Raw genomic sequence first — 22,053 nt, forward strand, 5'->3', positions numbered from 1 at the left:
CCGCCCGTACATAGAGGAGTTGTTTTGATGAAAGAGACATGGACAGATATTCCCGGACTGGAAGGGAAATACCAGATCAGCAATATGGGGAGATACAAAAGGCTGTCCCGGTATATTCAGGGGAGAAGACTGCCAGAGGAGATTCTTCCTCTGAATCAGAGTCAGGTAAGGGAAGTCAAGGAAAGGCTCGGAAAAAAAGAACATGTATATGATATTGCTGACAGCATGGGGATTTCCAGAAAGACCGTCAGCAAGATTAAATCGGGAAGGAGTTACGCATGGGCGAAGTAGGATATAAAACACTGGCAATTGACATAGAGACCTTTTCCGATGTGGACTTAATCAAATGCGGGGTATATGCCTATGCGGACAGCCCTGCATTTGAAATCCTGCTATTTGCATACAGCTTTGATGATGAAGAAACAAAGATTATTGATTTGGCACAGGGGGAGCAGCTGACGGAAGAAATAAAAAATGCCCTGTCTGATGTGGGAATCATTAAGACAGCGTTCAATGCTAATTTTGAGCGTACCTGTCTTTCAAAATATATGGGAGTCCGTTTATCTCCCGAATCGTGGGTTTGTACTGCAGTACAGTCGGCTATGCTTGCCCTTCCGCTTTCTTTGGAGGGTGTTGGGGCGGTTCTGGGGCTTTCTGAGCAAAAGCTGAAGGAAGGTAAGGACTTAATCCGCTATTTTTGTGTGCCTTGCAAACCGACAAAAACAAATGGTGGCAGGAGCAGAAACCTTCCATGCCATGCACCAGAAAAATGGGAACAGTTCAAGACGTACTGCATCCGTGACGTGGATGTGGAAAAAGGTATCCGGCAAAAACTGCATAAGTTTCCGATACCGGAGTCTGAGATGGTATTTTACCGTTTGGATCAGGAAATTAACGACAGGGGAGTTTTAGTTGATAGGGAATTGGTAGAACAGTCGATTACCTGTGACCTGTTACATAAAGACATTGTGACGAACCGTGCCTATGAGGTAACGGGGCTGGAAAATCCAAATTCCGTATCGCAGTTGAAAGGATGGCTTTCAGAACGTGGAGTGGAAATCGACAGCCTATCCAAAGGAGCAGTTGCGGAGCTGATTGAGGATGCGGATGGGGAAGTGCTGGAGGCTTTAAAACTCCGGCTTCTCATGGCGAAAACATCGGTAAAGAAGTATGAAGCGATTGAACGGTCAGTGTGTTCGGACGGAAGGGTACATGGATTGCTGCAGTTCTATGGAGCAAATCGTACCGGCCGGTGGGCAGGAAGACTGGTGCAGGTACAGAACCTTCCTCAGAATCATATCAGTGACTTGGAACTAGCACGTAGTCTTGTCAGAAGAGGGCAGTTCGAGGAATTGGAATTATTCTACGAATCCACACCAAATGTACTGTCTGAATTAATCCGTACTGCATTTATTCCAAAAGAGGGATGCAGGTTTATTGTTGCTGACTTTTCTGCTATTGAAGCGAGGGTGCTGGCATGGTTATCCGGGGAACAGTGGAGACTGGATGTATTTGCTACACACGGAAAAATATATGAGGCTTCGGCATCTGCCATGTTTGGTGTTCCAATAGAGGAAATTACAAAAGGATCTCCACTGCGACAAAAGGGAAAGATTGCGGAACTGGCTCTCGGATACGGAGGAGCAGTAGGGGCATTGACTTCAATGGGAGCCTTGGCAATGGGACTTAGTGAAGAGGAACTGCCGGGACTGGTATCTACATGGAGAAATGCAAATCCGCATATTACACAGTTTTGGTGGGATGTAGATGAAGCAGCCATGAGGGCAGTCCGTGAAAGGAAAGAAACACAGGTCGGACTGATTCGTTTTCAGTATGCTTCCGGTATTTTGTTTGCCATGCTCCCGTCCGGAAGGAAACTTGCCTATGTGAAACCGAGAATGGGTGTCAACAAATATGGCAGGGATGGACTGACTTATGAAGGTGTGGGAGAAAACAAGAAATGGGAAAGGATGGATACTTACGGGCCAAAGCTAGTGGAGAATATCGTGCAGGGTACCAGCAGAGATATTCTGGCAGAAGCCATGATGCGCTTGAATAAAGCAGGATTCTCCATTGTATTTCATGTACACGATGAAGCGGTATTGGAAGTGCCAGAAGGAAAATCGTCTGTAGAAGAGGTGTGCCGGATTATGGCAGAGCAGCCTTCCTGGGTACACGGGCTTCCGCTTCGTGCTGATGGCTACGAGTGCCAATTTTATAAAAAGGATTAGGAGGGATTGCAGGATGAAACTGTATATTTCAACAGGAAATTCCCGAATGGAAAAGAAGTGGAATGGACAGGAGATGGAGTTTAGTGTGTTTTTGGAGCGTCTCTCTCATACTGTCCGTACCAGTGAAACGATGGAACAGTATCGGAAGATGAGCAAGGCAAAGCAGGATTCCATCAAGGATGTGGGTGGTTTTGTGCTTGGAAAGATGAAGGGCGGCAGGAGAAAAAAGGCGAATGTACTGTTTCGTTCAGGTCTGACACTGGATATGGACTATGCCACAGAGGATATTGCAGAGCAGATAGAGATGTTCTTTGATTTTAGATGCCTGATCTACTCTACCCATAAACACACACCGGAGAAACCAAGGCTCCGTCTGATTATTCCGTTATCAAGGACCGTATCGCCGGATGAATATGCAGCAGTGGCAAGAAAAGTGGCAGAGGATATCGGCATGGAGTTGTTTGATGATACAACCTACGAACCAAGCCGCCTCATGTATTGGCCTTCCACCTCTGCAGATGGAGAATTCTTTTTCCGTGATATTCCGGGAACATTTTTGAATCCGGATTCCGTATTAGAAAGATATGCGGATTGGAGGGACTCTTCTTCATGGCCTGTCAGCAGCAGACAAAAAGCAGTTGTCAGCAGGGAGATGAAGAAACAGGCTGATCCGCTATCGAAGGAAGGAATCGTAGGTGCGTTCTGCCGGACTTATTCGATAGAAGAGGCAATCCGTCTGTTTCTGCCGGATGTGTATCAGGAAAGCATGATGCCGGAGCGATTTGATTATATTCCGGCAGACTCACAGGCAGGTGTGGTGATTTATGAAGGGAAGTTTGCGTATTCCCACCATGCCACTGATCCGGCTTGTGGGAAGCTGCTGAATGCATTTGACATTGTCCGCATCCATAAGTTTGGGGAGCAGGATGATAAGGCAGAGGAAGGAACGGATTCAGGAAAGTTGCCATCCTTTAAGGCTATGAGTGACTTTGCGGTGTCAGATGAACAGGTAAAGATAACATTGGCAAAGGAAAGGGAGAAGGCAGCAAGTGAGGAATTTGATGCGGATACCGAGGAATGGCAGACCATGCTGGACTTGGACCGTCAGGGAAAAGTAAAAGACACACTTTCCAATATTGCAACGATTATTCGATTCGATGAGAACCTACAACCTATCGTATTTAATCAGCTGAAGAATGCACTGGATGTCATCGGGGAACTGCCGTGGGTACAGGTCAAAAAAGGATGGGGTGATGCAGATATTGCCTGTGCGAAGCTGTACTTTGAAAGGGTGTATGGGATTTGGTCACCTACCAAATTCAAAGATGCCCTGCTTGCGGTAGTGTCTTCCGAAAGGCTTTATCATCCGGTCAAGGAGTATTTTTCCACGTTATCCTGGGATGGATGCAGCAGGATTGACAGTCTGCTGATTGACTATATGGGAGCAGAAAATACACCGTATGTCCGTGCAGTTACAAGAAAAACTCTGGTAGCGGCGGTAGCCCGTATTTATGAGCCGGGTATAAAGTTCGATTCCGTGTTGGTCTTAAACGGTCCGCAAGGGTGTGGTAAGTCCACGTTCTTTGCAAAACTGGGAAAAGAGTGGTATTCGGATTCCCTTACGATTTCTGATATGAAGGATGGAAAAACTGCTGCGGAGAAGCTTCAGGGGTATTGGCTTTTGGAATTGGGAGAGCTTGCGGGTATCAAAAAGGTAGATGTGGAAACCGTAAAATCTTTTGTTACCCGGACGGATGATAAATACAGGCAGTCATATGGAACAACGGTGGAGAGTCATCCGAGGGAATGTGTGATTGTGGGAAGTACAAACTCAGAGGGCGGGTTTCTGCGTGATGTTACCGGAAACAGACGCTTTTGGCCTGTGCATGTAACCGGAAAAGGGAAGCATCGTGGATGGGATTTGACTCCTGAGACGGTAGACCAGATTTGGGCAGAAGCGATTTCCATTTATAAAGATGGGGAAGCGTTGTATCTGAAAGGCAAGGAAGCTGCAGAGGCTTATGTGGCACAGCAGGAAGCAATGGAGTCTGATGAAAGAGAAGGCATTGTGGAGGATTATCTGGAGCGATTGCTTCCGGCAGACTGGGACACAATGGATTTGTACCAGAGACGTTCTTATCTTGGTGGCGGAGAGTTTGAAGCAGAAGGAAGAACCGGAACGGTAGTCAGAGAGAGATTCTGTTTAATGGAAGTCTGGTGTGAATGCTTTGGGAAGGAGCGTCAGAATTTCCGAAAGACAGATTCTTATGAGTTAGAATCCATTATTCAAAAAATTGGTGGCTGGAAGAAGTATGAAGGGAATTCCTCCGGCAAAATGCGTATCCCCGGTTATGGTGTACAGAGGGTGTTTGTCAGAGTGAAAAAGGAAACCGCAGGAAACAAATGAGGGGTTTCCGTGGGTGATTGGTAAGACGGTAGGCAACAGATGTTGGAAACAGCCATGAAGTCAGCAGACAAAAGGGCTGTGTCGGTGCTGTTTCCAATGTTTCCACTTATATTTAATAAATGAAAATAAGTATAAGAGGACACGGATACACCCGTATATACGCATATGGGAGAATAGATGTTTTTGAAAGTGGAAACAGTAGAAGGAAACGGAGATGAGGTTTTGCGAGAAAGTGTAATTGAAAAGGCTCTGGTAAAAGAGGCAAAGAGCAGGGGCGGCATGGCGGTAAAGTTCGTGTCTCCCGGTTTCGATGGGGTGCCTGACCGTCTCGTTCTGCTTCCTGGTGGGAAGTGTGCATTTGTGGAATTAAAGACACCGGGAAAAAAGCTGCGACCGTTGCAGGAAAAACGAAAACATCAGCTGGAAACTTTGGGGTTTTCCGTATATGTGATAGATGGATTGGAACAGATCGGAGGTGTGCTGCATGGAATTCAGACCACATAAATATCAGGACTATGCCAGGGAGTTTATTATCGGGCATCAGGTATGTGCTTTGATTTTGGATATGGGACTTGGAAAGACAGTCATTACCCTTACTGCTTTGTGGGAACTGGCACTTGATTACTTTGAGGTAGGAAAGGTTCTGGTTATTGCACCATTCCGTGTGGCACGGGATACATGGAAGGAAGAACTGGAAAAATGGGATCACTTGAAAGGACTGTCAGTGTCAGTGGTAGTCGGTTCTGAAAAAGAACGATTGGATGCTTTGGAAAAAAAGGCAAGCGTGTATGTAATCAACCGTGAAAATGTGGTGTGGCTTTGTGAGAAGCATCACTGGGATTTTGACATGATTGTGATTGATGAATTATCTTCTTTCAAATCTTATCAGGCGAAAAGGTTCAAAGCACTAAGACGATACCGGCCGAAGGCAATTCGTGTGGTTGGTCTGACTGGAACACCGGGAAATCTTATGGATTTATGGGCTGAGATTGGAATTCTTGATATGGGGCAGAGGCTTGGAAGATATATTGGTGCTTACCGTGACAGGTTCTTTCTGCCGGATAAGCGAAACAGGAATATCATTTATTCCTATAAACCGAGGGATGGTGCGGAAGAAGCAATCTACAATTTGATTTCCGATATCTGCATTTCCATGAAGGCAGAGGATTACCTCTCCATGCCGGAGTGTCTTTATCATCGGGTGGAAGTTCGTATGGATGAAAAAGAGGAGAAGCTGTACCGTCAGATGGAAAAGGATATGCTTTTGCCTTTTGAAGATGGGGACGTGGATGCGGTCAATGCAGCTGCTCTTTCCGGGAAATTACTGCAGATGGCAAATGGAGCAGTCTATGATGAGAACCGCAAAGTCCGCCATATCCACGATAAGAAACTGGATGCTTTGGAAGATTTAATCGAGGCGGCAAATGGAAAACCTGTGTTAGTGGCTTACTGGTATCAGCATGATTTGGATAGAATTGTTGAGCGGTTTAAAGCTGTTCCATTAAAGGCAGCAGGTGACATCCGTAAATGGAAAGAAGGAAAAATCCCGGTGGCAGCAATCCATCCGGCATCGGCAGGACATGGTTTGAACATACAGGACGGAGGTCACATTCTGATTTGGTTTGGACTTACCTGGTCTTTGGAACTGTATATGCAGTGCAATGCCAGACTGTGGAGACAGGGACAGAGGGAAACCGTAATGATTTATCATATCATCAACAAAGGAACATTGGATGAAGATGCCATGCAGTCACTGGAACAGAAGGATTGTGGGCAGTCATCTATCATAGATGCAGTAAAGGCAAGGATTGGAGGTGTGAACGGTGCGAGCAGAAAGGATGATTAAGGAATATCCGAATTTGAAAAGGGAACTATCGGTGTTGGAATTTCAGTTAAGCCGATGTGAGGGAATTGACTATGACACCGTCATATCTTCCCTTACTTTTTCTAAGCCGGAAGGGGAAAGAGTACAGACAAGCGGTGTTTCGGATGTGACTGCAAGAGCAGCACTTGCATACCGTAAGGTGGCAGACAGGATGAGTGATGAATGGTTATCTTATCTTGCCGGACAGTATGGACAGATAAAAGAGGAACTGGATTTTTTTGAACATGCTGTACGTGGACTTTCCGGGAAATTACCGGAAATTGTATGGGATATGGCTGTGGAGCGTTTCACTTGGGAAGAACTGATGATGAAATATCATATCAGCCATACAATGGTGGCGAAATACCGGAAGAAAGCCATAAAGGAATTGGATGTGCTGTATGAGGAGAGGGACAGGCAGACGGAAAGTTTTATTTTGAGGTGAGGCAGTGAGACGAGGCGAGGTTTATTTTGTGGATTTTGGAAAAGACAAAACGACACATAAACAGTGTGGCATTCGGCCGGCAGTGATTGTGGGTAATAACCGGGGAAATGGTCATGGACCAACAGTGACGGTTGTTCCGCTTACAGGTAATATACATAAAAGACCTGAAATGCCAACCCATGTGCAGATACCGCTTTTCGGCTGTATTGGACTGAAAAGACCGAGCATGGCATTGGTTGAACAGGTCGATACTGTAGATAAGATAAAAGTAAAAGATAAAATAGGGGAAATACGGGATAACCTTCTGATGGAGCAGATCACGGTTGCCCTTCAGATACAGATAGGGGTTTTTGAAGAATATAACTGATACCGGGTGGGATTGTGTGTCCCACCCTTAAATTATGCAACAGTTTGTTTCGTTAATCTTCATCTTTCATTTCTGGAATATGGCAGGAGCCAAGAAGCAGTTCTTTGCAGTCTGAAAAGCCGAGCATATAGGCAAGTTCTCCATAGCGTACCCAATTGGCACTGCGTTCATTGACATACTGGTCGATTAAACGCATCGTTTCTTCCGGCAGATTAAGAGATGCCAGTTTGGCAGCATATTCATCTGCTTTTTCTTTTGTCTGCATAAACGCAGTATCCTCTTTTGTAATCTTGTGCAATGCTTCTCCCATTCGGGTATCCATCAGTTGATAAAGTACGGATTTGTTATCCATGTAATCGCTCCTTTCACCATGAGGTCATATTAACTCTGAATTGGTAAGTTATCAACCATAAAGATAGCATTACCGAATATTTAAAAGTTACCCCCTTTTGCTGCTTCGGTGGTGTACTAAAGGTGTACTAAGTGTGTACCGTCCGGTGTACTGACATGGAGTATTTTTCGTGGTATATTGTAGGCGTGAAAGATTAGAGGTGGACTGAACCCTGTGAGGTTTGGTCTTTTTTTCTGTCTTTTACATTGGTATGGGTACGGGCTTTATCCTTTCACCGTACCCGGTACATAAGAAAGGAGCGTGGTGCTATGCCAAGGAAACCAAAGAAACCGTGTAAGCATCCCGGCTGTCCGGAGCTGGTGGAGGGAATGTACTGTGAAGAACACGCTTTACTGCATGGGCAGGAGCGAAGGGATTCAGCAGTGCGAGGGTATGACAGTAAGTGGAGAAAGGCAAGAGAAAGGTTTCTTAAATGCCATCCTCTTTGTGTTCAGTGTCAGAGGGAAGGAAGGCTTGTAAAAGCGACTGTAGTTGACCACATCAAACCGCATCGGGGTGATCCGATTTTGTTTTGGGATGAGAGGAACTGGCAGCCGCTTTGCAAGCACCACCATGATGTGAAGACAATGACCGAGGACAGGTATCAGGAATATAAATATTGATTGTGTATCATACACAAGGGTGGGGGTATCAAATCTCCACAATCCTGTGCAGGATTGACCGCCGCCCCCTCAAACGTGAATTTTCGCAGAATTAAGCAGGGGGGATAGTCCGGCGGTGCAATATTTTTCGCAGAATGTGTTTAAATGCAAGGGAAATCCGTCAGAGAGTTTCGATAAAAAGTATAGATAAACCGTGTTTTTAATGGGTAAAAAGGCGCAAAAAGAGGTGCTTTTTTACCCATTTTTTATGCCCGTTTGAATGGAAGGATGTGAAAGGATATGACGGAGCAGCAGGCAAAGCAGATAAGGGAAAAGAGGGAGCAGGGGATTGGTTACCGTTCCATTGCTCTGATGGTAGGGCTGTCCCGTGATATCGTGAGGAACTTCTGTAAAAGCAGAGGGCTTTCCGGCTATGGTTCGGCACTGACAAAAAACATACAGGAACAGGTCATGCTTGGGAAAGCTTGTCTGTACTGCAGTAAGGTAATGAAACAGCCGGATACCGGAAGACCAAAGAAGTTCTGCTCGGATAAATGCAGACGGGAATGGTGGAAAGGACATCCGGAACGAATCAACAGAAAAGAAAGTGCCATGTACCATGCGGTGTGTGTGCGTTGCGGTAAAGAGTTCTTAAGCTACGGTAACAGGAAAAGGAAGTATTGCAGTCATGACTGCTACATCAAAGCAAGATTTTGGGAGGTAGAAGATGAAGACAGCGAAGCTATCGGTTCTGCCGATTAAGGACTTAAATCCGGCAGAGTACAATCCCCGTAAAAAATTAAAGCCGGGGGACAAGGAGTATGAAAAGATTAAGCATTCCATTGAAGAATTTGGATTTGCTGACCCTGTAGTGGTTAATTCCGATATGACAATTATCGGAGGTCACCAGAGGGTAACAGTGGCAGCTGCACTTGGTTATACGGAAGTACCGTGTGCGATTGTGGAAGTCAGTAAAACTCAGGAAAAGGCACTCAACATTGCGTTGAATAAGATTTCAGGCGAATGGAATCAGGAACTGTTGGCGGATTTGATTCAGGACTTGCAGGACTCAGATTTTGATGTAGGGTTTACAGGATTTGAACCGCCGGAGATTGAACAGCTATTTTCAAAGGTGCATGACAAAAAGGTAAAAGAAGATGATTTCGATGTAGAAGCGGAATTGAAAAAACCAACAGTGGCACGGACAGGTGATGTGTGGCTCTTGGGCAAACACCGTGTTATCTGTGGCGATTCTATTTTACCGGAAACATACAACATCCTTATGGATGGCAAGAAAGCAAATCTGGTTCTGACAGATCCACCATACAATGTAGATGTGGAGGAGACTGCCGGAAAGATTAAGAATGACAATATGGCAGATGAGGATTTTTACAGATTCCTTTTTGCTGCCTTTGTGAATATGGAACAGAACATGGAGGACGATGCTTCCATCTATGTATTCCATGCTGATACCGAGGGACTGAATTTCAGAAAGGCGTTTGCGGATGCTGGGTTCAAGTTATCGGGATGCTGTATTTGGAAAAAGAATGCACTGGTGCTTGGACGCAGTCCTTATCAGTGGCAGCATGAACCGTGTCTGTTCGGATGGAAGAAAGGCGGTAAGCATCAGTGGTATTCCGACAGGAAGCAGACCACCATTTGGGAATATGACCGTCCGAAGGCATCCAAAGACCATCCGACTATGAAGCCGATTGCTCTGATGGCATACCCGGTACAGAATTCTTCCATGATGGGATGTGTTGTTCTGGACCCGTTTCTTGGTTCCGGTTCGACACTTATGGCTTGTGAGCAGACAGGGCGTATTTGTTATGGTGTGGAACTGGAAGAGAAGTTTGTGGATGTCATCGTCAACCGCTATATGGAGATGAAAGGCTCTGCGGATGAAGTTTTTGTTATTAGAAATAATGTGAAAATTTCATATAGGGATTTAGGGAAGGAAGGTGAAGCCAATGCAACAGCTGACCTTCCTTGATTTATGTTCAGGCATAGGCGGTTTCAGACTTGGTCTGGAATCTGCCGGCCATAAGTGTATCGGTTATTGTGAATATGACAGATTTGCGAGGGCTTCCTATGAAGCAATGTACGACACGGAAGGAGAGTGGAAAGCAGATGATGTCACAAAACTTAAATCAGAAGATGTCCCCTATGCAGACATCTGGTGTTTCGGATTCCCATGCCAGGATATCTCCGTTGCAGGAAAACAGCGGGGACTTGTCGGAGAGCGAAGTGGGATATATTACAACATTATTGACCTCATCAAAGGCAAAGAAGAAAGTGATAAGCCCACATACCTTCTTGTTGAGAACGTTAAGAACCTGTTATCAATTAATTCAGGCTTCGACTTTGCCAGCGTTCTGTCTGAAATGGACGAAGCGGGGTATGACTGTCGGTGGCAGGTGCTTAATTCAAAAGACTTCGGAGTCCCCCAAAACAGGGAGCGTGTGTTCATTATCGCAAATCTTAGAAGCCGAGGTGGACGAGAAATATTACCTCTCTGCGGAGAAAACGCAGCAACTCTTAACCAACTTGTAGGTGGGATGCAGGGATACCGTGTATATGGCACGGATGGCATATCAGCTACCCTCGTTGGAAATGCCGGAGGTGTAGGTGCCAAGACTGGCTTGTATCTTATGGGTAATCTGAATCCGAGTGGTCACGGTCAGGGTGGAAATGTCTATCACGAAGACGGAATTGCACCAACGGTTACTGTAAACAAGGGCTGTGGCACAAGGATATTTATTGATCAGAGCAACCATGCTCCAAAGCTGACGGAAAATGCCAGATGCATAACTGCAAGGTATACTTCCGGGATGGTAAATCATACTGCAATGAATTCTGCGGTTATGGAAGTGCATCCGGTTCTGACACCGGAACGTATGGAGAAAAGGCAGAATGGCAGACGGATGAAAGAAGATGGAGAGCCGATGTTTACGCTTACCTCACAGGACAGACATGGCGTGTTTGTGTGTGAGAAAGTGCAGCAGAATGAGGAAACCATGCTCCGTGTCAGAAATGGTACAAAACAGGGGTATGACGAAGCACACGTTGGTGATGGTATCAGCCTTGCATATCCTGAGAGCGATACCAGAAGGGGAAGGGTTGGAAAAGGCTGTTCCCAGACATTAGATTGCTCCGGGCAAATGGGGACTCTTATGAAGTGCGGAAGAATCCGCAGGCTCACTCCGAGAGAGTGTTTCCGTCTGCAAGGTTTCCCAGATGTTTTATTTGATAAAGCGGCATCTGTTAATTCAGATGCACAGCTTTACAAACAGGCAGGGAATGCGGTGACCGCTACTGTGGCATTTGCGGTGGCAATGTCACTGCCGGAATCACGGGAAAATTAGTGAATAAATAACTTGCTATTTCCTCCATTCAGAGTGATATATGTAGTACCAAATTGAATGGAGGAAAAGCAAATGAAGGTAAAAACAACAGCAGAAAACAGAAAAGATGTTGTAAAAGCGATGGAGGAAATCCTTAATGTAAAAGCAAAATATCAGGGACCACCATCCTTTGGATACAAGGTCGGGGAGTATACAGTGGATCGTGATGGCAACGTGGAACACGAATCCGAGGAGGCAGCACTTACCATGCAGAATGAATTAGTAGCGAGAGGTCTTGCTGAAGGCGAAACAGACAGACTTAACATTGGGATTCCGATAGAGGGATTCACAGCAGAGGGTATTAAAAACCTCATTTACATGATTCACAGCAAACAGTACCTTTTGGAAAAAGCAGTCGGAAAAAAGGTGTTCAGAATTTCCGATAAGCTGGTAGAGAGATTGGATGCGGAAGAAAACATATCGCTTGAGAAAGTGATACAGATTGCGGAAGAAGAAAGTATAGAGGGGCTTGCCTTTGGGGAGGACAGAATATTTTTCTGCGGATTTCCGCTGAACGAGGATGAAGCGAGATCCTATGCTGAATTGGCAGCTTGCATGGCAAAGACGGCAAAGGAAGCAAAGAGAGTAAGTCCAAAGGCTACCATCGAAGAAAATGAAAAATATTACATGAGAGTCTGGCTTGTCAGAATCGGTCTTGGAGGTAAGGACGGAAAGGACACTAGAAAGGTATTTCTTTCCAGACTGAAAGGGCATACCGCATTCCGAACTGAGGAAGATAAGGAAAAATGGAAAGAACGAAACAGTAAGAAATCCACCGAATCTGCTGAATAGAAGAGGGGTGGATTTTGCCATAAAATACACAATTTCATATGGATATGAGCAGTAAATATTTGTGTACATTATGCCTCCGAATTAACTGGATAATATGTGCTTTTAGAGCGAATATGTACCTACCGAAAGGGAAAACAAACAGCCGAAAGGAAGGTACATAGAATGAACGAAAAAACAAGAATCCAGATTGAGAAAATGAAAAAGCAGACCATTGGGGTTGAGGTGGAGATGTACAACATCACAAGAGAAAAGGCAGCGAGAACCATTGCGGAGTATTTTCATACCGAAGAAACGGTAAAGTACATCGGAGGAAGCTACAGCGCATGGGCATGTAAGGACAATAAGGGAAGAGAATGGAAAATCACAAGAGATTCAAGTATTCAGGCAGCTTCCGATGACGAGAAGGCAGAACTTGGAACACCGATTCTTACCTACGAGGACATTCCGGATTTGCAGGAGATTTTAAGACAGCTGAGACATAATGGAGCAAAAAGCGACCCTGCCCATATGTGCGGAGTACACATTCACATCGGACTGAATGGCCACACTCCAAAGAGCCTCAGAAACCTTGCGAACATCATGGCAAGCCACGAAAGCCTTTTGATTTCCGCAATGAGACTTGACCGAAACAGAATCAACAGATACTGCAGAACAGTTGACCCTTCTTTCCTTGAAAGGCTGAACAGAAGAAAGCCAAAGACAATGGAACAGCTTGCAGACATTTGGTACGAAGGAGTATGGGGCAGCAGAAATCAGCATTACAACGATTCAAGATACAGAATGCTGAATTACCACGCTTGCTTCACACATAAGACCATCGAGTTCAGATGCTTCCAATTTGCCAATGCTGGCAACGGAAGAAAGGGCGGTTTACACGCAGGAGAACTTAAGAGTTACATACAGCTTTGCCTCGCACTCAGCCAGATGGCGAAAATGGTAGCGAGTGCCAGCCCGAAACAGCCACAGGTTGAGAATCCAAAATACGCAATGAGAACATGGCTTTTGAGACTCGGCTTCATCGGAGATGAATTTGCAACAGCAAGAGACATCCTTACCAAAAACCTTGAAGGGGATACAGCCTTCAGACACGGCAGAGCAGCTTGAAGGATTCAGCTTTGAGGCCCACCGACCGCTTCGGCGGTCTTAAGGTGGTAGAAGGGAAGAACCCTTCAGAAAGGATGGACGAATATGAATAAATATTATTTAGCCTATGGCAGCAACCTGTCAATGGCACAAATGGCACAGAGATGTCCCGATGCAGTGTATGTGGGGACAGCAGAACTTAAGGATTATCAGCTTCTTTTCAAAGGAAGCCAATCAGGAAGTTATCTGACGGTTGAGCCAAAGAAGGGAAGTACGGTTCCGGTTTTGGTTTGGCGGATTAGTGAAAGGGATGAACATCACCTCGACCGCTACGAAGGTTACCCATCATTTTATTACAAGAAAACGATGAGGGTGGAAATACAATCCTTTATTGACGAGAAGGTAAATGGTGGAATGGAAGCAATTATTTATATCATGCATGAGGACAGACCGCTCGGATGCCCGACAAATCATTATTATGATATTTGCCTTGAGGGGTACTGCCGATTTGGATTTAAACAGGCAGTTCTTGAACAGGCTCTTTACGACAGCGTTGGAAAAAGAGTCGGACAGCATTTATTGAAGGAGGTCGGATATTATTATGAGTAGCATGAGATTTCCAAGCAGAGAAGAAGTGGAGAAGGTGCGGAATGAGTATCCTAAAGGATGCCGTGTGGTTCTTGAGCGGATGGATGATATGCAAGCACCTCCAATTGGAACGGAAGGAACAGTAAGGGGTGTGGATGACACAGGCTCCATAATGGTTAAATGGGATAATGGCAGCAGTCTCCATGTAGTTTATGGAGAAGACCGATGCAGAAAAATTTCGGTTGATGAGGTATAGTAATGACAGAAAAAATAAAGGAGCAGATACTTGCTGTCAGGGCTACGGGGCGGACTAATATGTTTGACACCAATAGGGTTCAGATAATTGCAAACGAGATGAAGTTTTATGAACTTGTGATTTTCATTGAGGAATACAAGGGAGATTATGCAAAATTCATACTAACAGGCGAGTGTTAATATAACCAATTTATACATCAAAGGATTCCTACGGGAGTCCTTTTTTTGATGCCATGAAACGGAGGTGAGGACAGTGGCACAGAGAGGACGTAAGCCAAAGCCTACGGCAGTAAAGGTGTTGGAGGGCAATCCGGGCAAGAGAAGCCTTAATACGGCCGAACCGAAGCCTGAAAAGAAAGCACCACGCTGTCCGTCATGGCTTGAGGATGAAGCGAAAAAAGAATGGAAGAGGATGAGCAAGCAGCTGGAGCAGTTGGGGATTCTCACGGAGATTGATATGGCTGCCTTTGCCGGATACTGTCAGGCATATGCGAGGTGGAAAGAAGCAGAGGAATTTATCACGCAGCATGGAACGATTGTGAAGACTCCGAGTGGCTATTGGCAGCAGGTGCCACAGGTATCCATTGCACAGACCTATCTTAAGATTATGAATAAATTTTGTGAGCAGTTCGGACTTACTCCTTCTGCGAGAAGCAGAATTGTTGCAGATACAGCTGAGGACAAAGAAAGTGATGAGATGGAACTTCTCTTGATTAAGGGAGGTGGCAGATAATGTATGATGTGTCAAAAGCGGATCATGCGGTCAACTTTATCAATTGTCTGAAGCACACCAAAGGGAAATGGAGGGGAGTTCCGTTTGAACTTCTCTCATGGCAGGATGAGATTATCCGCACATTATTTGGTACGGTTAAGGAAAATGGCTACAGGCAGTATAATACCTGCTACTGTGAGATTCCGAAGAAAAATGGAAAGTCGGAACTGGCGGCTGCCATTGCATTATATATGACCTGCGGTGACTGGGAATGGGGAGCAGAAGTGTATGGCTGTGCTTCCGACCGCCAACAGGCATCGATTGTATTTGATGTGGCTGTGGATATGGTAGATCAGTGTCCTGCTCTGAAAAAGAGGATTAAACCAGTGATGTCGGTTAAAAGGCTTGTGTATAAGCCGACCAACAGCTTTTATCAGGTGTTATCAGCCGAAGCATATACCAAGCATGGTCTGAACGTACACGCTGTTATTTTTGATGAACTTCATGCACAGCCGAACAGAGAACTTTTTGACGTTATGACAAAAGGCTCCGGTGATGCCAGAACACAGCCTTTATATTTTCTGATTACTACAGCCGGAACAGACAGAAATTCGATTTGCTTTGAACAGCACCAAAAAGCTGTTGACATTATAGAAGGCAGGAAAATTGATCCGACATTCTATCCCGTGATTTATGGTGCATCCGATGAGGATGACTGGACGAGCGAAGCCACATGGTATAAAGCCAATCCTTCCCTTGGAGAAACCATCGATATTGAAAAGGTTCGAAATGCTTACATCAGTGCAAGGGAAAATGCTGCAGAAGAAAATATCTTCCGGCAGCTTCGATTAAACCAATGGGTAAAACAGTCCACTCGTTGGATGCAGATGGATAAATGGGATGCGTGTGCATTCCCCGTAAATGAGGAGGAACTTATCGGAAGAACCTGCTATGGCGGTTTAGACCTTTCAAGTACATCAGATATCACGGCATTTGTGCTTGTGTTTCCACCAAGAAATGATGAAGAAAAATACATCATTTTACCATACTGCTGGATACCAGAAGATAACATGAGACTCCGTGTCAGAAGGGACCATGTTCCTTATGATGTGTGGGCAGCAGAAGGCTGTCTTGAAACCACGGAAGGAAATGTCATTCATTATGGTTTTATAGAGAAATTTATAGAGGAACTTGGAACGAAGTACCACATAAAAGAAATTGCTTTCGACCGTTGGGGCGCAACACAGATGGTACAGGATTTGGAAGGAATGGGATTTACCGTTGTTCCTTTCGGACAGGGGTACAAGGATATGAGTCCGCCAACAAAGGAACTTATGAAGCTGACACTTGAGGAGCGAATTGCCCACGGTGGGCATAAGGTTCTCCGTTGGATGATGGACAACGTGTATGTCAGACAAGACCCTGCCGGAAATATCAAAATGGATAAAGAAAAATCCACAGAGAAAATCGATGCTGCAGTAGCAACCGTCATGGCACTTGACCGTGCAATCCGTAATCAGGGAAGTGATGGCAGTGTGTACGATGCCAGAGGAATTCTGGTGTTTTAGGAGGATGACATGATTTTGGTCAGCATATTAGGCTTCCTTCTCATAAGGGAAGCAATCAATCAGGCATTGGAGGGATAGCAGATGGGAATAAAAAGTTTGTTTGGTTTCGGTCAGGCGAGGGATAAGCCTGTACGGAATTACAGCAATGGTGAGTATACATTCAATTTCGGACGAAGCACCAGCGGAAAGAGCGTCAATGAAATGACTGCTATGCAGACTACTGCAGTTTATGCATGTGTGAGGATTTTGTCAGAAGCAATCGCATCACTTCCGATTCATGTATATCGATACAAAGACGGTGGGAAGGAAATGGTTTGTGACCATCCGCTGTATACGCTGCTCCATGATGAGCCAAACCCAGAGATGACTTCATTCGTGTTCAGAGAAACACTGATGAGTCATCTTTTAATTTGGGGAAATGCATATGCACAGATCATACGAAACGGGAAAGGCGAGGTGCTTTCTCTGTATCCGCTTCTTCCAAATAAGATGAGTGTGGAGAGGGACAGTAATGGAGTGCTGTATTATGTGTATTCCCGTTATACAGATGAGAATCCCAACATGAAAAAGATGGGAGATATCACCTTAAGGCAGGAGGATGTGCTTCATATTCCCGGACTTGGATTTGATGGTCTTATCGGTTACTCGCCTATTGCAATGGCAAGGAATGCTGTCGGTATGACAATGGCCTGTGAGGAATACGGTGCCAGTTTTTTTGCCAATGGTGCAAATCCCGGTGGTGTGTTGGAGCATCCGGGTGTGTTGAAAGACCCGACAAAGGTAAGGGATTCTTGGAATGCAGTGTATCGTGGAACGACCAATGCCCACAAGATTGCCGTACTTGAGGAAGGGATGAAATATCAGCAGATAGGTATCCCGCCGGAGGAGGCGCAGTTCCTGGAAACAAGAAAGTTTCAGATTAACGAAATTGCAAGGCTGTTTCGGATACCGCCACATATGGTCGGTGATTTGGAAAAAAGCAGTTTTTCTAATATTGAGCAGCAGTCATTGGAGTTTGTGAAATACACACTTGACCCGTGGGTAATCCGATGGGAACAGGCACTTAAAAAATCCCTTTTTCTGCCGGAAGAGAAAAAAGAGTTTTTTATAAAGCTGAATGTGGACGGTCTGCTCCGTGGAGATTATCAGAGCCGAATGAATGGTTACGCCATCGGCAGACAGAATGGCTGGCTGTCAACCAACGATATCCGTGAAATGGAAGATATGAATCCATTACCGGAAGAGGAAGGTGGCAATCTGTATCTTGTGAACGGTGCGATGACGAAGCTGAAGGATGCAGGAGCATTTGCTAAAGAGGGAACAGAAAGTACATCAGAGGAAAGCGAACCGCAGCAACCACCAGACAATAGAAACAGAGGAGGTCTACGATGAAACGAAAGTTTTGGAACTGGGTCAGAAATGAGGGGGAAAGAAACCTCTTTTTAAATGGGGAAATCTCAGATGAAACATGGTACGGGGATGAGGTTACTCCTAAGTTATTTAAGGACGAACTGTTATCCGGCGAAGGGGATATTACCGTATGGATAAACAGTCCGGGCGGTGATGTGTTTGCAGCTGCCCAAATCTACAACATGCTGATGGACTATAAAGGCAACGTGACAGTGAAGATTGACGGTCTTGCTGCTTCGGCAGCCTCCGTGATTGCAATGGCAGGAACAAAGGTGCTGATGAGTCCGGTGGCAATGATGATGATCCACAACCCGGCTACGATAGCCATTGGAGATACAGCAGAGATGAAAAAGGCAATTGAGATGCTTGATGAAGTCAAGGAATCCATTATGAATGCCTATGAAATCAAAACCGGATTGAACCGCACGAAAATCTCACATCTAATGGACGCAGAGTCCTGGTTCAATGCAAAGAAAGCTGTGGAACTTGGGTTTGCGGATGAAGTCCTCTTTGATAAGGGGAAAGAGGAAAATCCGGAAGAAAAGGAAGAAGAAAAGGAAGAGGAATTGGAAGCCATCCTGTTTTCAAGGTCGGCTGTTACCAATTCCTTTTTTAATAAGCTGATTCCCGGAAAGCCGGAGAAAAAGGTAAACATTAGCGAGCTTGAAAAGAGGCTCAGTCTGTTAAAGCCATAAGGAGGGCAATGAATATGAGTACAGTATTGGAATTAATGGAAAAGAGAAAGAAAGCATGGGAAACTGCCAAGGCATTTTTGGATTCCAGAAGGGGTAGCGATGGTCTGATTTCTGCAGAGGACAATGCGACTTACGAAAGAATGGAAGCGGATGTGGTGGCACTCGGTAAGGAAATCGAGAGATTGCAGAGACAGGCTGCCATTGATGCGGAACTGGCAAAGGCTACTTCCGAACCAATCAAGGATAAGCCGGGTATGAAGCCGGGGGATAAGGGGAGCGGACGTGCATCTGCAGAATACCAGACCGCATTCTGGAATGCGATGCGTAAGAAGAATTATTACGATGTCAACAACGCTCTTTCCATCGGGGAAGATGCCGAGGGCGGTTATCTGGTGCCGGATGAGTTTGAAAGAAAATTGGTGGAAGGATTGGAAGAGGAGAGTTTCTTCCGTTCCCTTGCAACCGTAATCAGAACTTCCAGCGGTGACCGCAAGATTCCGATTGTTACGGGTAAGGGCGAAGCAGCATGGATTGATGAGAATGGACAGTTCCCTGAATCTGATGACAGCTTTGGCCAGACATCCATCGGAGCATATAAACTTGCTACCATGATTAAAGTATCGGATGAACTTTTAAATGATAGTGTATTTGACGTTCAGGCGTATATCGTGAAAGAGTTTGCAAGACGTATCTCCACAAAGGAAGAGGAAGCATTCTTTGTTGGTGACGGTGCCGGAAAACCTGTCGGTATTTTCAATGCTACCGGAGGTGGGGAAGTTGGTGTTACAACTACTACAGCCAACATCACATTTGATGATGTCATGGATCTGTTCTATTCCTTAAAGGCTCCTTATCGTAAGAAGGCTAAATGGATTTTGAATGATTCCACAGTTAAGGCACTCCGTAAGTTAAAGGATTCTAATGGAAATTATATCTGGCAGCCTTCTGTGTCTGTAGGTGTACCGGATATGATTTTGAACCGTCCTTATTACACTTCCACATTTGCACCGGAAGTGGCAGCAGGAGCTACACCTCTTGCATTTGGTGATTTCTCATATTATTGGATTGCAGACCGTGAGGGCAGAAGCTTCAAGCGTCTGAATGAACTTTATGCAACCACAGGACAGGTCGGTTTCCTTGCAAGCCAGAGAGTGGATGGAAAGTTGATTCTTCCTGAAACTGTGAAACTGCTTGGCATGAAGTCTGCGTAAGATAGGGGGATGAGGGTATGCTTGTGACCGTGGATGAAGCAAAATTATATCTGCGTTTGGATGGCACGGAAGAGGATGCCCTCATTCAGACGCTTTTGGAGACAGCAGAAAGTTTGTGCCAGGATATTGTAAGAACAGATTTTGATGAAATGGAAGAAGTGCCGGAGATTGTGAAAGTTGGAATTCGTTATGCTGTGACCTATTTATATGAAAACAGGGAAAAGGCAGACTTTGATGAGTTGACTAGGATGCTTAAATTTCTGCTGTACAGTGTGCGGAAGGAGGAATTCTGATGCAGGTCGGAAGGATGAGATACCGCATAGAAATACAGGATTATAAAAGTACACAGGATGCAGACGGGTTTGAAACAAGGGAGTGGATGACAGTCCATACGGTATGGGCAGACATCGCTCCCGTTTCCGGTAAAGAGTATATGGCTTCCAACAGAGAGACTGCAGAAATCACAAATAAAATATACATCCGATTTCGTTCAGGAATTAAATCTACCATGAGAATAAAACACGGGGACAGAATTTTTGAAATTGAGTCCGTGCTTGGAGATAAGCGGAGCGGAATGCTTACCATTATGGCGAGGGAGGTGGCGTGATGGCAAAGATGACATTCAAACTGCCGGAAGAAACCATACGAAAGATGGAAGCACTGGGCAGCCATTATGATGCAGTCACAAGTGCGGTATTGGAAGAAGGGGTAAAGCCATTGTACGATGCTGCGAAACAGAGTCTTTCTTCCGTTATTGGTCAGGCGACAAAAGAACCATCGGAATCAACAGGTGATTTGCTTGAGTCTCTGTCTGTTACGAAACCTTACCAGTCTGCAGATGGGAATTGGAACATAAAGGTGGGCTGTATCGGTTATGACAGAAAAGGAGTGCCCAACCCACTGAAAGCTGCTGTTTTGGAACATGGTCGTTCTAATCAGCCAGCCAAGCCGTGGGCGAAGCCGGCCGGCAGAAAGGCGAAGAAGGAATGCATCAAAAAGATGCAGGAAGCATTGGATTCGGAGGTGGAGAAATTATGAGTCTGAACAGCCGAATCATAACGGCATTAGAACCTATGAAACTGAAAGTGACAGTTTCGGAGCATCCGGTTAATGATGAGGAAGGAAAACCTCAACAACCGGATACTTTTTTGGTAATCATACCCGGAACGGATGATTTCCCTGTATGTGCAGATGACCGACCAATCGTGGAGACAGAGGAAGTTGAACTGGCACTTTACTGTAAAGGAAATTATCTGAGGATGAGGGATGAGATTACCACAAGGCTCCTGGATGCAGACATTACGATTACATCCAGAAAATATATGGAGTTTGAAAAAGAAACAAAATACCACCATTACATTTTTGAAGTAATGGGAATAAGCGAATAGGAAGGAGGATTTGCCAATGGCAACCATCGGTCTTGATAAATTATTTTATGCGCCTATTACAGAGGATGAAAACGAGGAGGAAACCTATGGTACTCCGGTGCAGCTTGCAAAAGCGATTTCTGTGGAGTTGTCTGTAGAACTTGCAGAAGCAGTGCTGTATGCGGATGACGGAATTGCACAGATCATCAAGGAATTCAATTCCGGCACACTGACACTTGGTGTGGATGACATCGGGCTTTCCGCAGCATCAGAACTGACAGGTGCAGAGATTGACAGCAATGGTGTACTGGTTTCCACATCGGAAGATGACGGTAAGCCTGTAGCAGTCGGCTTCAGAGCAAAGAAGGCAAACGGAAAATACCGTTATTTCTGGTTATACCGTGTGAAGTTTGCGGTTCCGGCTACCAATCTGGAAACAAAGGGAGAATCCATCAACTTCCAGACACCAAGCATTGAAGGAACGGTAATGCGCAGAAATAAGGTGGACGGAAAGGGCAGACATCCGTGGAAAGCGGAGGTCAGTGAGGATGATTCCGGTGTAAATACAACAACTATCGGAAGTTGGTATAAAGAGGTTTACGAGCCTGCTTATACAACTGAAGCGTCAAATGTATCGGAAGAGGATGCATAGGAGCCGGGT

Annotated in this window: 27 protein-coding genes; 26 read left to right on the top strand and 1 reads right to left on the bottom strand. The window is 45.3% G+C overall.

The window, feature by feature from the left end; all coding sequences use genetic code 11:
- Positions 1–27 precede the first annotated feature (27 nt).
- From E5329_RS15070 to E5329_RS15100, 7 genes are all read left to right on the top strand, one after another.
- Positions 28–291 carry an NUMOD4 domain-containing protein gene (locus E5329_RS15070; RefSeq protein WP_135990328.1) on the top strand — a complete coding sequence of 88 codons (264 nt, stop codon included), beginning with the start codon at positions 28–30 and terminating at the stop codon, positions 289–291.
- Positions 279–2,231 (top strand): DNA polymerase, encoded by a 1,953-nt coding sequence (locus E5329_RS15075; protein WP_135990329.1) that lies wholly within the window; start codon positions 279–281, stop codon positions 2,229–2,231. The genes E5329_RS15070 and E5329_RS15075 overlap by 13 nt, the downstream gene beginning before the upstream one ends.
- A gap of 13 nt (positions 2,232–2,244) precedes the next feature.
- Positions 2,245–4,638 carry a virulence-associated E family protein gene (locus E5329_RS15080; protein ID WP_275443310.1) on the top strand — a complete coding sequence of 798 codons (2,394 nt, stop codon included), beginning with the start codon at positions 2,245–2,247 and terminating at the stop codon, positions 4,636–4,638.
- Between the two features lie 177 nt (positions 4,639–4,815).
- Positions 4,816–5,142, top strand: coding sequence for a VRR-NUC domain-containing protein (locus E5329_RS15085; protein WP_334295744.1), 327 nt, complete (start codon positions 4,816–4,818; stop codon positions 5,140–5,142).
- Entirely contained in the window at positions 5,123–6,484 is a 1,362-nt protein-coding gene (locus E5329_RS15090; RefSeq protein ID WP_135990330.1) for an SNF2-related protein, read from the top strand. Before E5329_RS15085 ends, E5329_RS15090 begins: the two co-directional genes overlap by 20 nt.
- Positions 6,462–6,947, top strand: coding sequence for a hypothetical protein (locus E5329_RS15095; RefSeq protein ID WP_275443311.1), 486 nt, complete (start codon positions 6,462–6,464; stop codon positions 6,945–6,947). Before E5329_RS15090 ends, E5329_RS15095 begins: the two co-directional genes overlap by 23 nt.
- A gap of 4 nt (positions 6,948–6,951) precedes the next feature.
- Positions 6,952–7,314, top strand: coding sequence for a type II toxin-antitoxin system PemK/MazF family toxin (locus E5329_RS15100; protein WP_135990331.1), 363 nt, complete (start codon positions 6,952–6,954; stop codon positions 7,312–7,314).
- A 52-nt stretch (positions 7,315–7,366) separates the two neighbouring features.
- Here E5329_RS15100 and E5329_RS15105 read toward each other — a convergent pair whose 3' ends face one another.
- Complete coding sequence (locus tag E5329_RS15105) at positions 7,367–7,666, bottom strand: hypothetical protein (protein ID WP_135990332.1); 300 nt, start codon at positions 7,664–7,666, stop codon at positions 7,367–7,369.
- Between the two features lie 308 nt (positions 7,667–7,974).
- On the opposite strand from E5329_RS15105, the gene E5329_RS15110 reads away from it, so the two are divergent.
- The 19 genes from E5329_RS15110 to E5329_RS15200 all read left to right on the top strand — a co-directional run bounded on the left by E5329_RS15110 (position 7,975) and on the right by E5329_RS15200 (position 22,044).
- On the top strand, positions 7,975–8,328 hold the full coding sequence (locus E5329_RS15110) for an HNH endonuclease (protein WP_135990333.1): 354 nt from the start codon (positions 7,975–7,977) through the stop codon (positions 8,326–8,328).
- Between the two features lie 279 nt (positions 8,329–8,607).
- Positions 8,608–9,069, top strand: coding sequence for an RNA polymerase subunit sigma-70 (locus E5329_RS15115; RefSeq protein ID WP_135990334.1), 462 nt, complete (start codon positions 8,608–8,610; stop codon positions 9,067–9,069).
- Positions 9,035–10,300: a site-specific DNA-methyltransferase gene (locus E5329_RS15120; protein WP_135990335.1), complete on the top strand. Its 1,266-nt coding sequence runs from the start codon at positions 9,035–9,037 to the stop codon at positions 10,298–10,300. Before E5329_RS15115 ends, E5329_RS15120 begins: the two co-directional genes overlap by 35 nt.
- Complete coding sequence (gene dcm / locus E5329_RS15125) at positions 10,278–11,672, top strand: DNA (cytosine-5-)-methyltransferase (protein ID WP_021869619.1); 1,395 nt, start codon at positions 10,278–10,280, stop codon at positions 11,670–11,672. Before E5329_RS15120 ends, dcm begins: the two co-directional genes overlap by 23 nt.
- Positions 11,673–11,744: 72 nt before the next feature.
- Positions 11,745–12,503 carry a phage terminase small subunit P27 family gene (locus tag E5329_RS15130; RefSeq protein WP_135990336.1) on the top strand — a complete coding sequence of 253 codons (759 nt, stop codon included), beginning with the start codon at positions 11,745–11,747 and terminating at the stop codon, positions 12,501–12,503.
- 162 nt (positions 12,504–12,665) lie between these two features.
- The gene (locus tag E5329_RS15135) at positions 12,666–13,607 is read left to right on the top strand and encodes an amidoligase family protein (RefSeq protein WP_135990337.1); all 942 of its coding nucleotides are present in this window, start codon (positions 12,666–12,668) and stop codon (positions 13,605–13,607) included.
- A gap of 84 nt (positions 13,608–13,691) precedes the next feature.
- The gene (locus tag E5329_RS15140; RefSeq protein WP_135990338.1) at positions 13,692–14,195 is read left to right on the top strand and encodes a gamma-glutamylcyclotransferase family protein; all 504 of its coding nucleotides are present in this window, start codon (positions 13,692–13,694) and stop codon (positions 14,193–14,195) included.
- A gap of 1 nt (position 14,196) precedes the next feature.
- Entirely contained in the window at positions 14,197–14,430 is a 234-nt protein-coding gene (locus tag E5329_RS15145; RefSeq protein ID WP_135990366.1) for a DUF4314 domain-containing protein, read from the top strand.
- Between the two features lie 2 nt (positions 14,431–14,432).
- Positions 14,433–14,609 (top strand): DUF5049 domain-containing protein, encoded by a 177-nt coding sequence (locus E5329_RS15150; protein ID WP_135990339.1) that lies wholly within the window; start codon positions 14,433–14,435, stop codon positions 14,607–14,609.
- Positions 14,610–14,682: 73 nt separating this feature from the next.
- Positions 14,683–15,162 (top strand): phage terminase small subunit P27 family, encoded by a 480-nt coding sequence (locus tag E5329_RS15155; RefSeq protein ID WP_021869614.1) that lies wholly within the window; start codon positions 14,683–14,685, stop codon positions 15,160–15,162.
- Entirely contained in the window at positions 15,162–16,709 is a 1,548-nt protein-coding gene (locus tag E5329_RS15160; protein WP_135990340.1) for a terminase large subunit, read from the top strand. Before E5329_RS15155 ends, E5329_RS15160 begins: the two co-directional genes overlap by 1 nt.
- Before the next feature lie 81 nt (positions 16,710–16,790).
- Positions 16,791–18,101: a phage portal protein gene (locus E5329_RS15165; RefSeq protein WP_135990341.1), complete on the top strand. Its 1,311-nt coding sequence runs from the start codon at positions 16,791–16,793 to the stop codon at positions 18,099–18,101.
- A complete protein-coding gene (locus E5329_RS15170; protein WP_135990342.1) occupies positions 18,098–18,814 on the top strand; it encodes a head maturation protease, ClpP-related in 717 nt (238 codons plus the stop codon). The genes E5329_RS15165 and E5329_RS15170 overlap by 4 nt, the downstream gene beginning before the upstream one ends.
- A gap of 14 nt (positions 18,815–18,828) precedes the next feature.
- On the top strand, positions 18,829–20,025 hold the full coding sequence (locus E5329_RS15175; RefSeq protein WP_135990343.1) for a phage major capsid protein: 1,197 nt from the start codon (positions 18,829–18,831) through the stop codon (positions 20,023–20,025).
- 17 nt (positions 20,026–20,042) lie between these two features.
- On the top strand, positions 20,043–20,318 hold the full coding sequence (locus tag E5329_RS15180; RefSeq protein ID WP_021869609.1) for a head-tail connector protein: 276 nt from the start codon (positions 20,043–20,045) through the stop codon (positions 20,316–20,318).
- On the top strand, positions 20,318–20,632 hold the full coding sequence (locus E5329_RS15185; RefSeq protein WP_135990344.1) for a phage head closure protein: 315 nt from the start codon (positions 20,318–20,320) through the stop codon (positions 20,630–20,632). Before E5329_RS15180 ends, E5329_RS15185 begins: the two co-directional genes overlap by 1 nt.
- Positions 20,632–21,063, top strand: coding sequence for a hypothetical protein (locus E5329_RS15190; protein ID WP_135990345.1), 432 nt, complete (start codon positions 20,632–20,634; stop codon positions 21,061–21,063). Before E5329_RS15185 ends, E5329_RS15190 begins: the two co-directional genes overlap by 1 nt.
- Positions 21,060–21,413, top strand: coding sequence for a hypothetical protein (locus tag E5329_RS15195; protein ID WP_135990346.1), 354 nt, complete (start codon positions 21,060–21,062; stop codon positions 21,411–21,413). Before E5329_RS15190 ends, E5329_RS15195 begins: the two co-directional genes overlap by 4 nt.
- A 16-nt stretch (positions 21,414–21,429) precedes the next feature.
- Positions 21,430–22,044, top strand: a complete 615-nt coding sequence (locus E5329_RS15200) for a major tail protein (RefSeq protein ID WP_021869605.1) — start codon at positions 21,430–21,432, stop codon at positions 22,042–22,044.
- Positions 22,045–22,053 lie beyond the last annotated feature (9 nt).

Source organism: Petralouisia muris (assembly GCF_004793545.1).
GTDB lineage: Bacteria > Bacillota > Clostridia > Lachnospirales > Lachnospiraceae > Petralouisia > Petralouisia muris.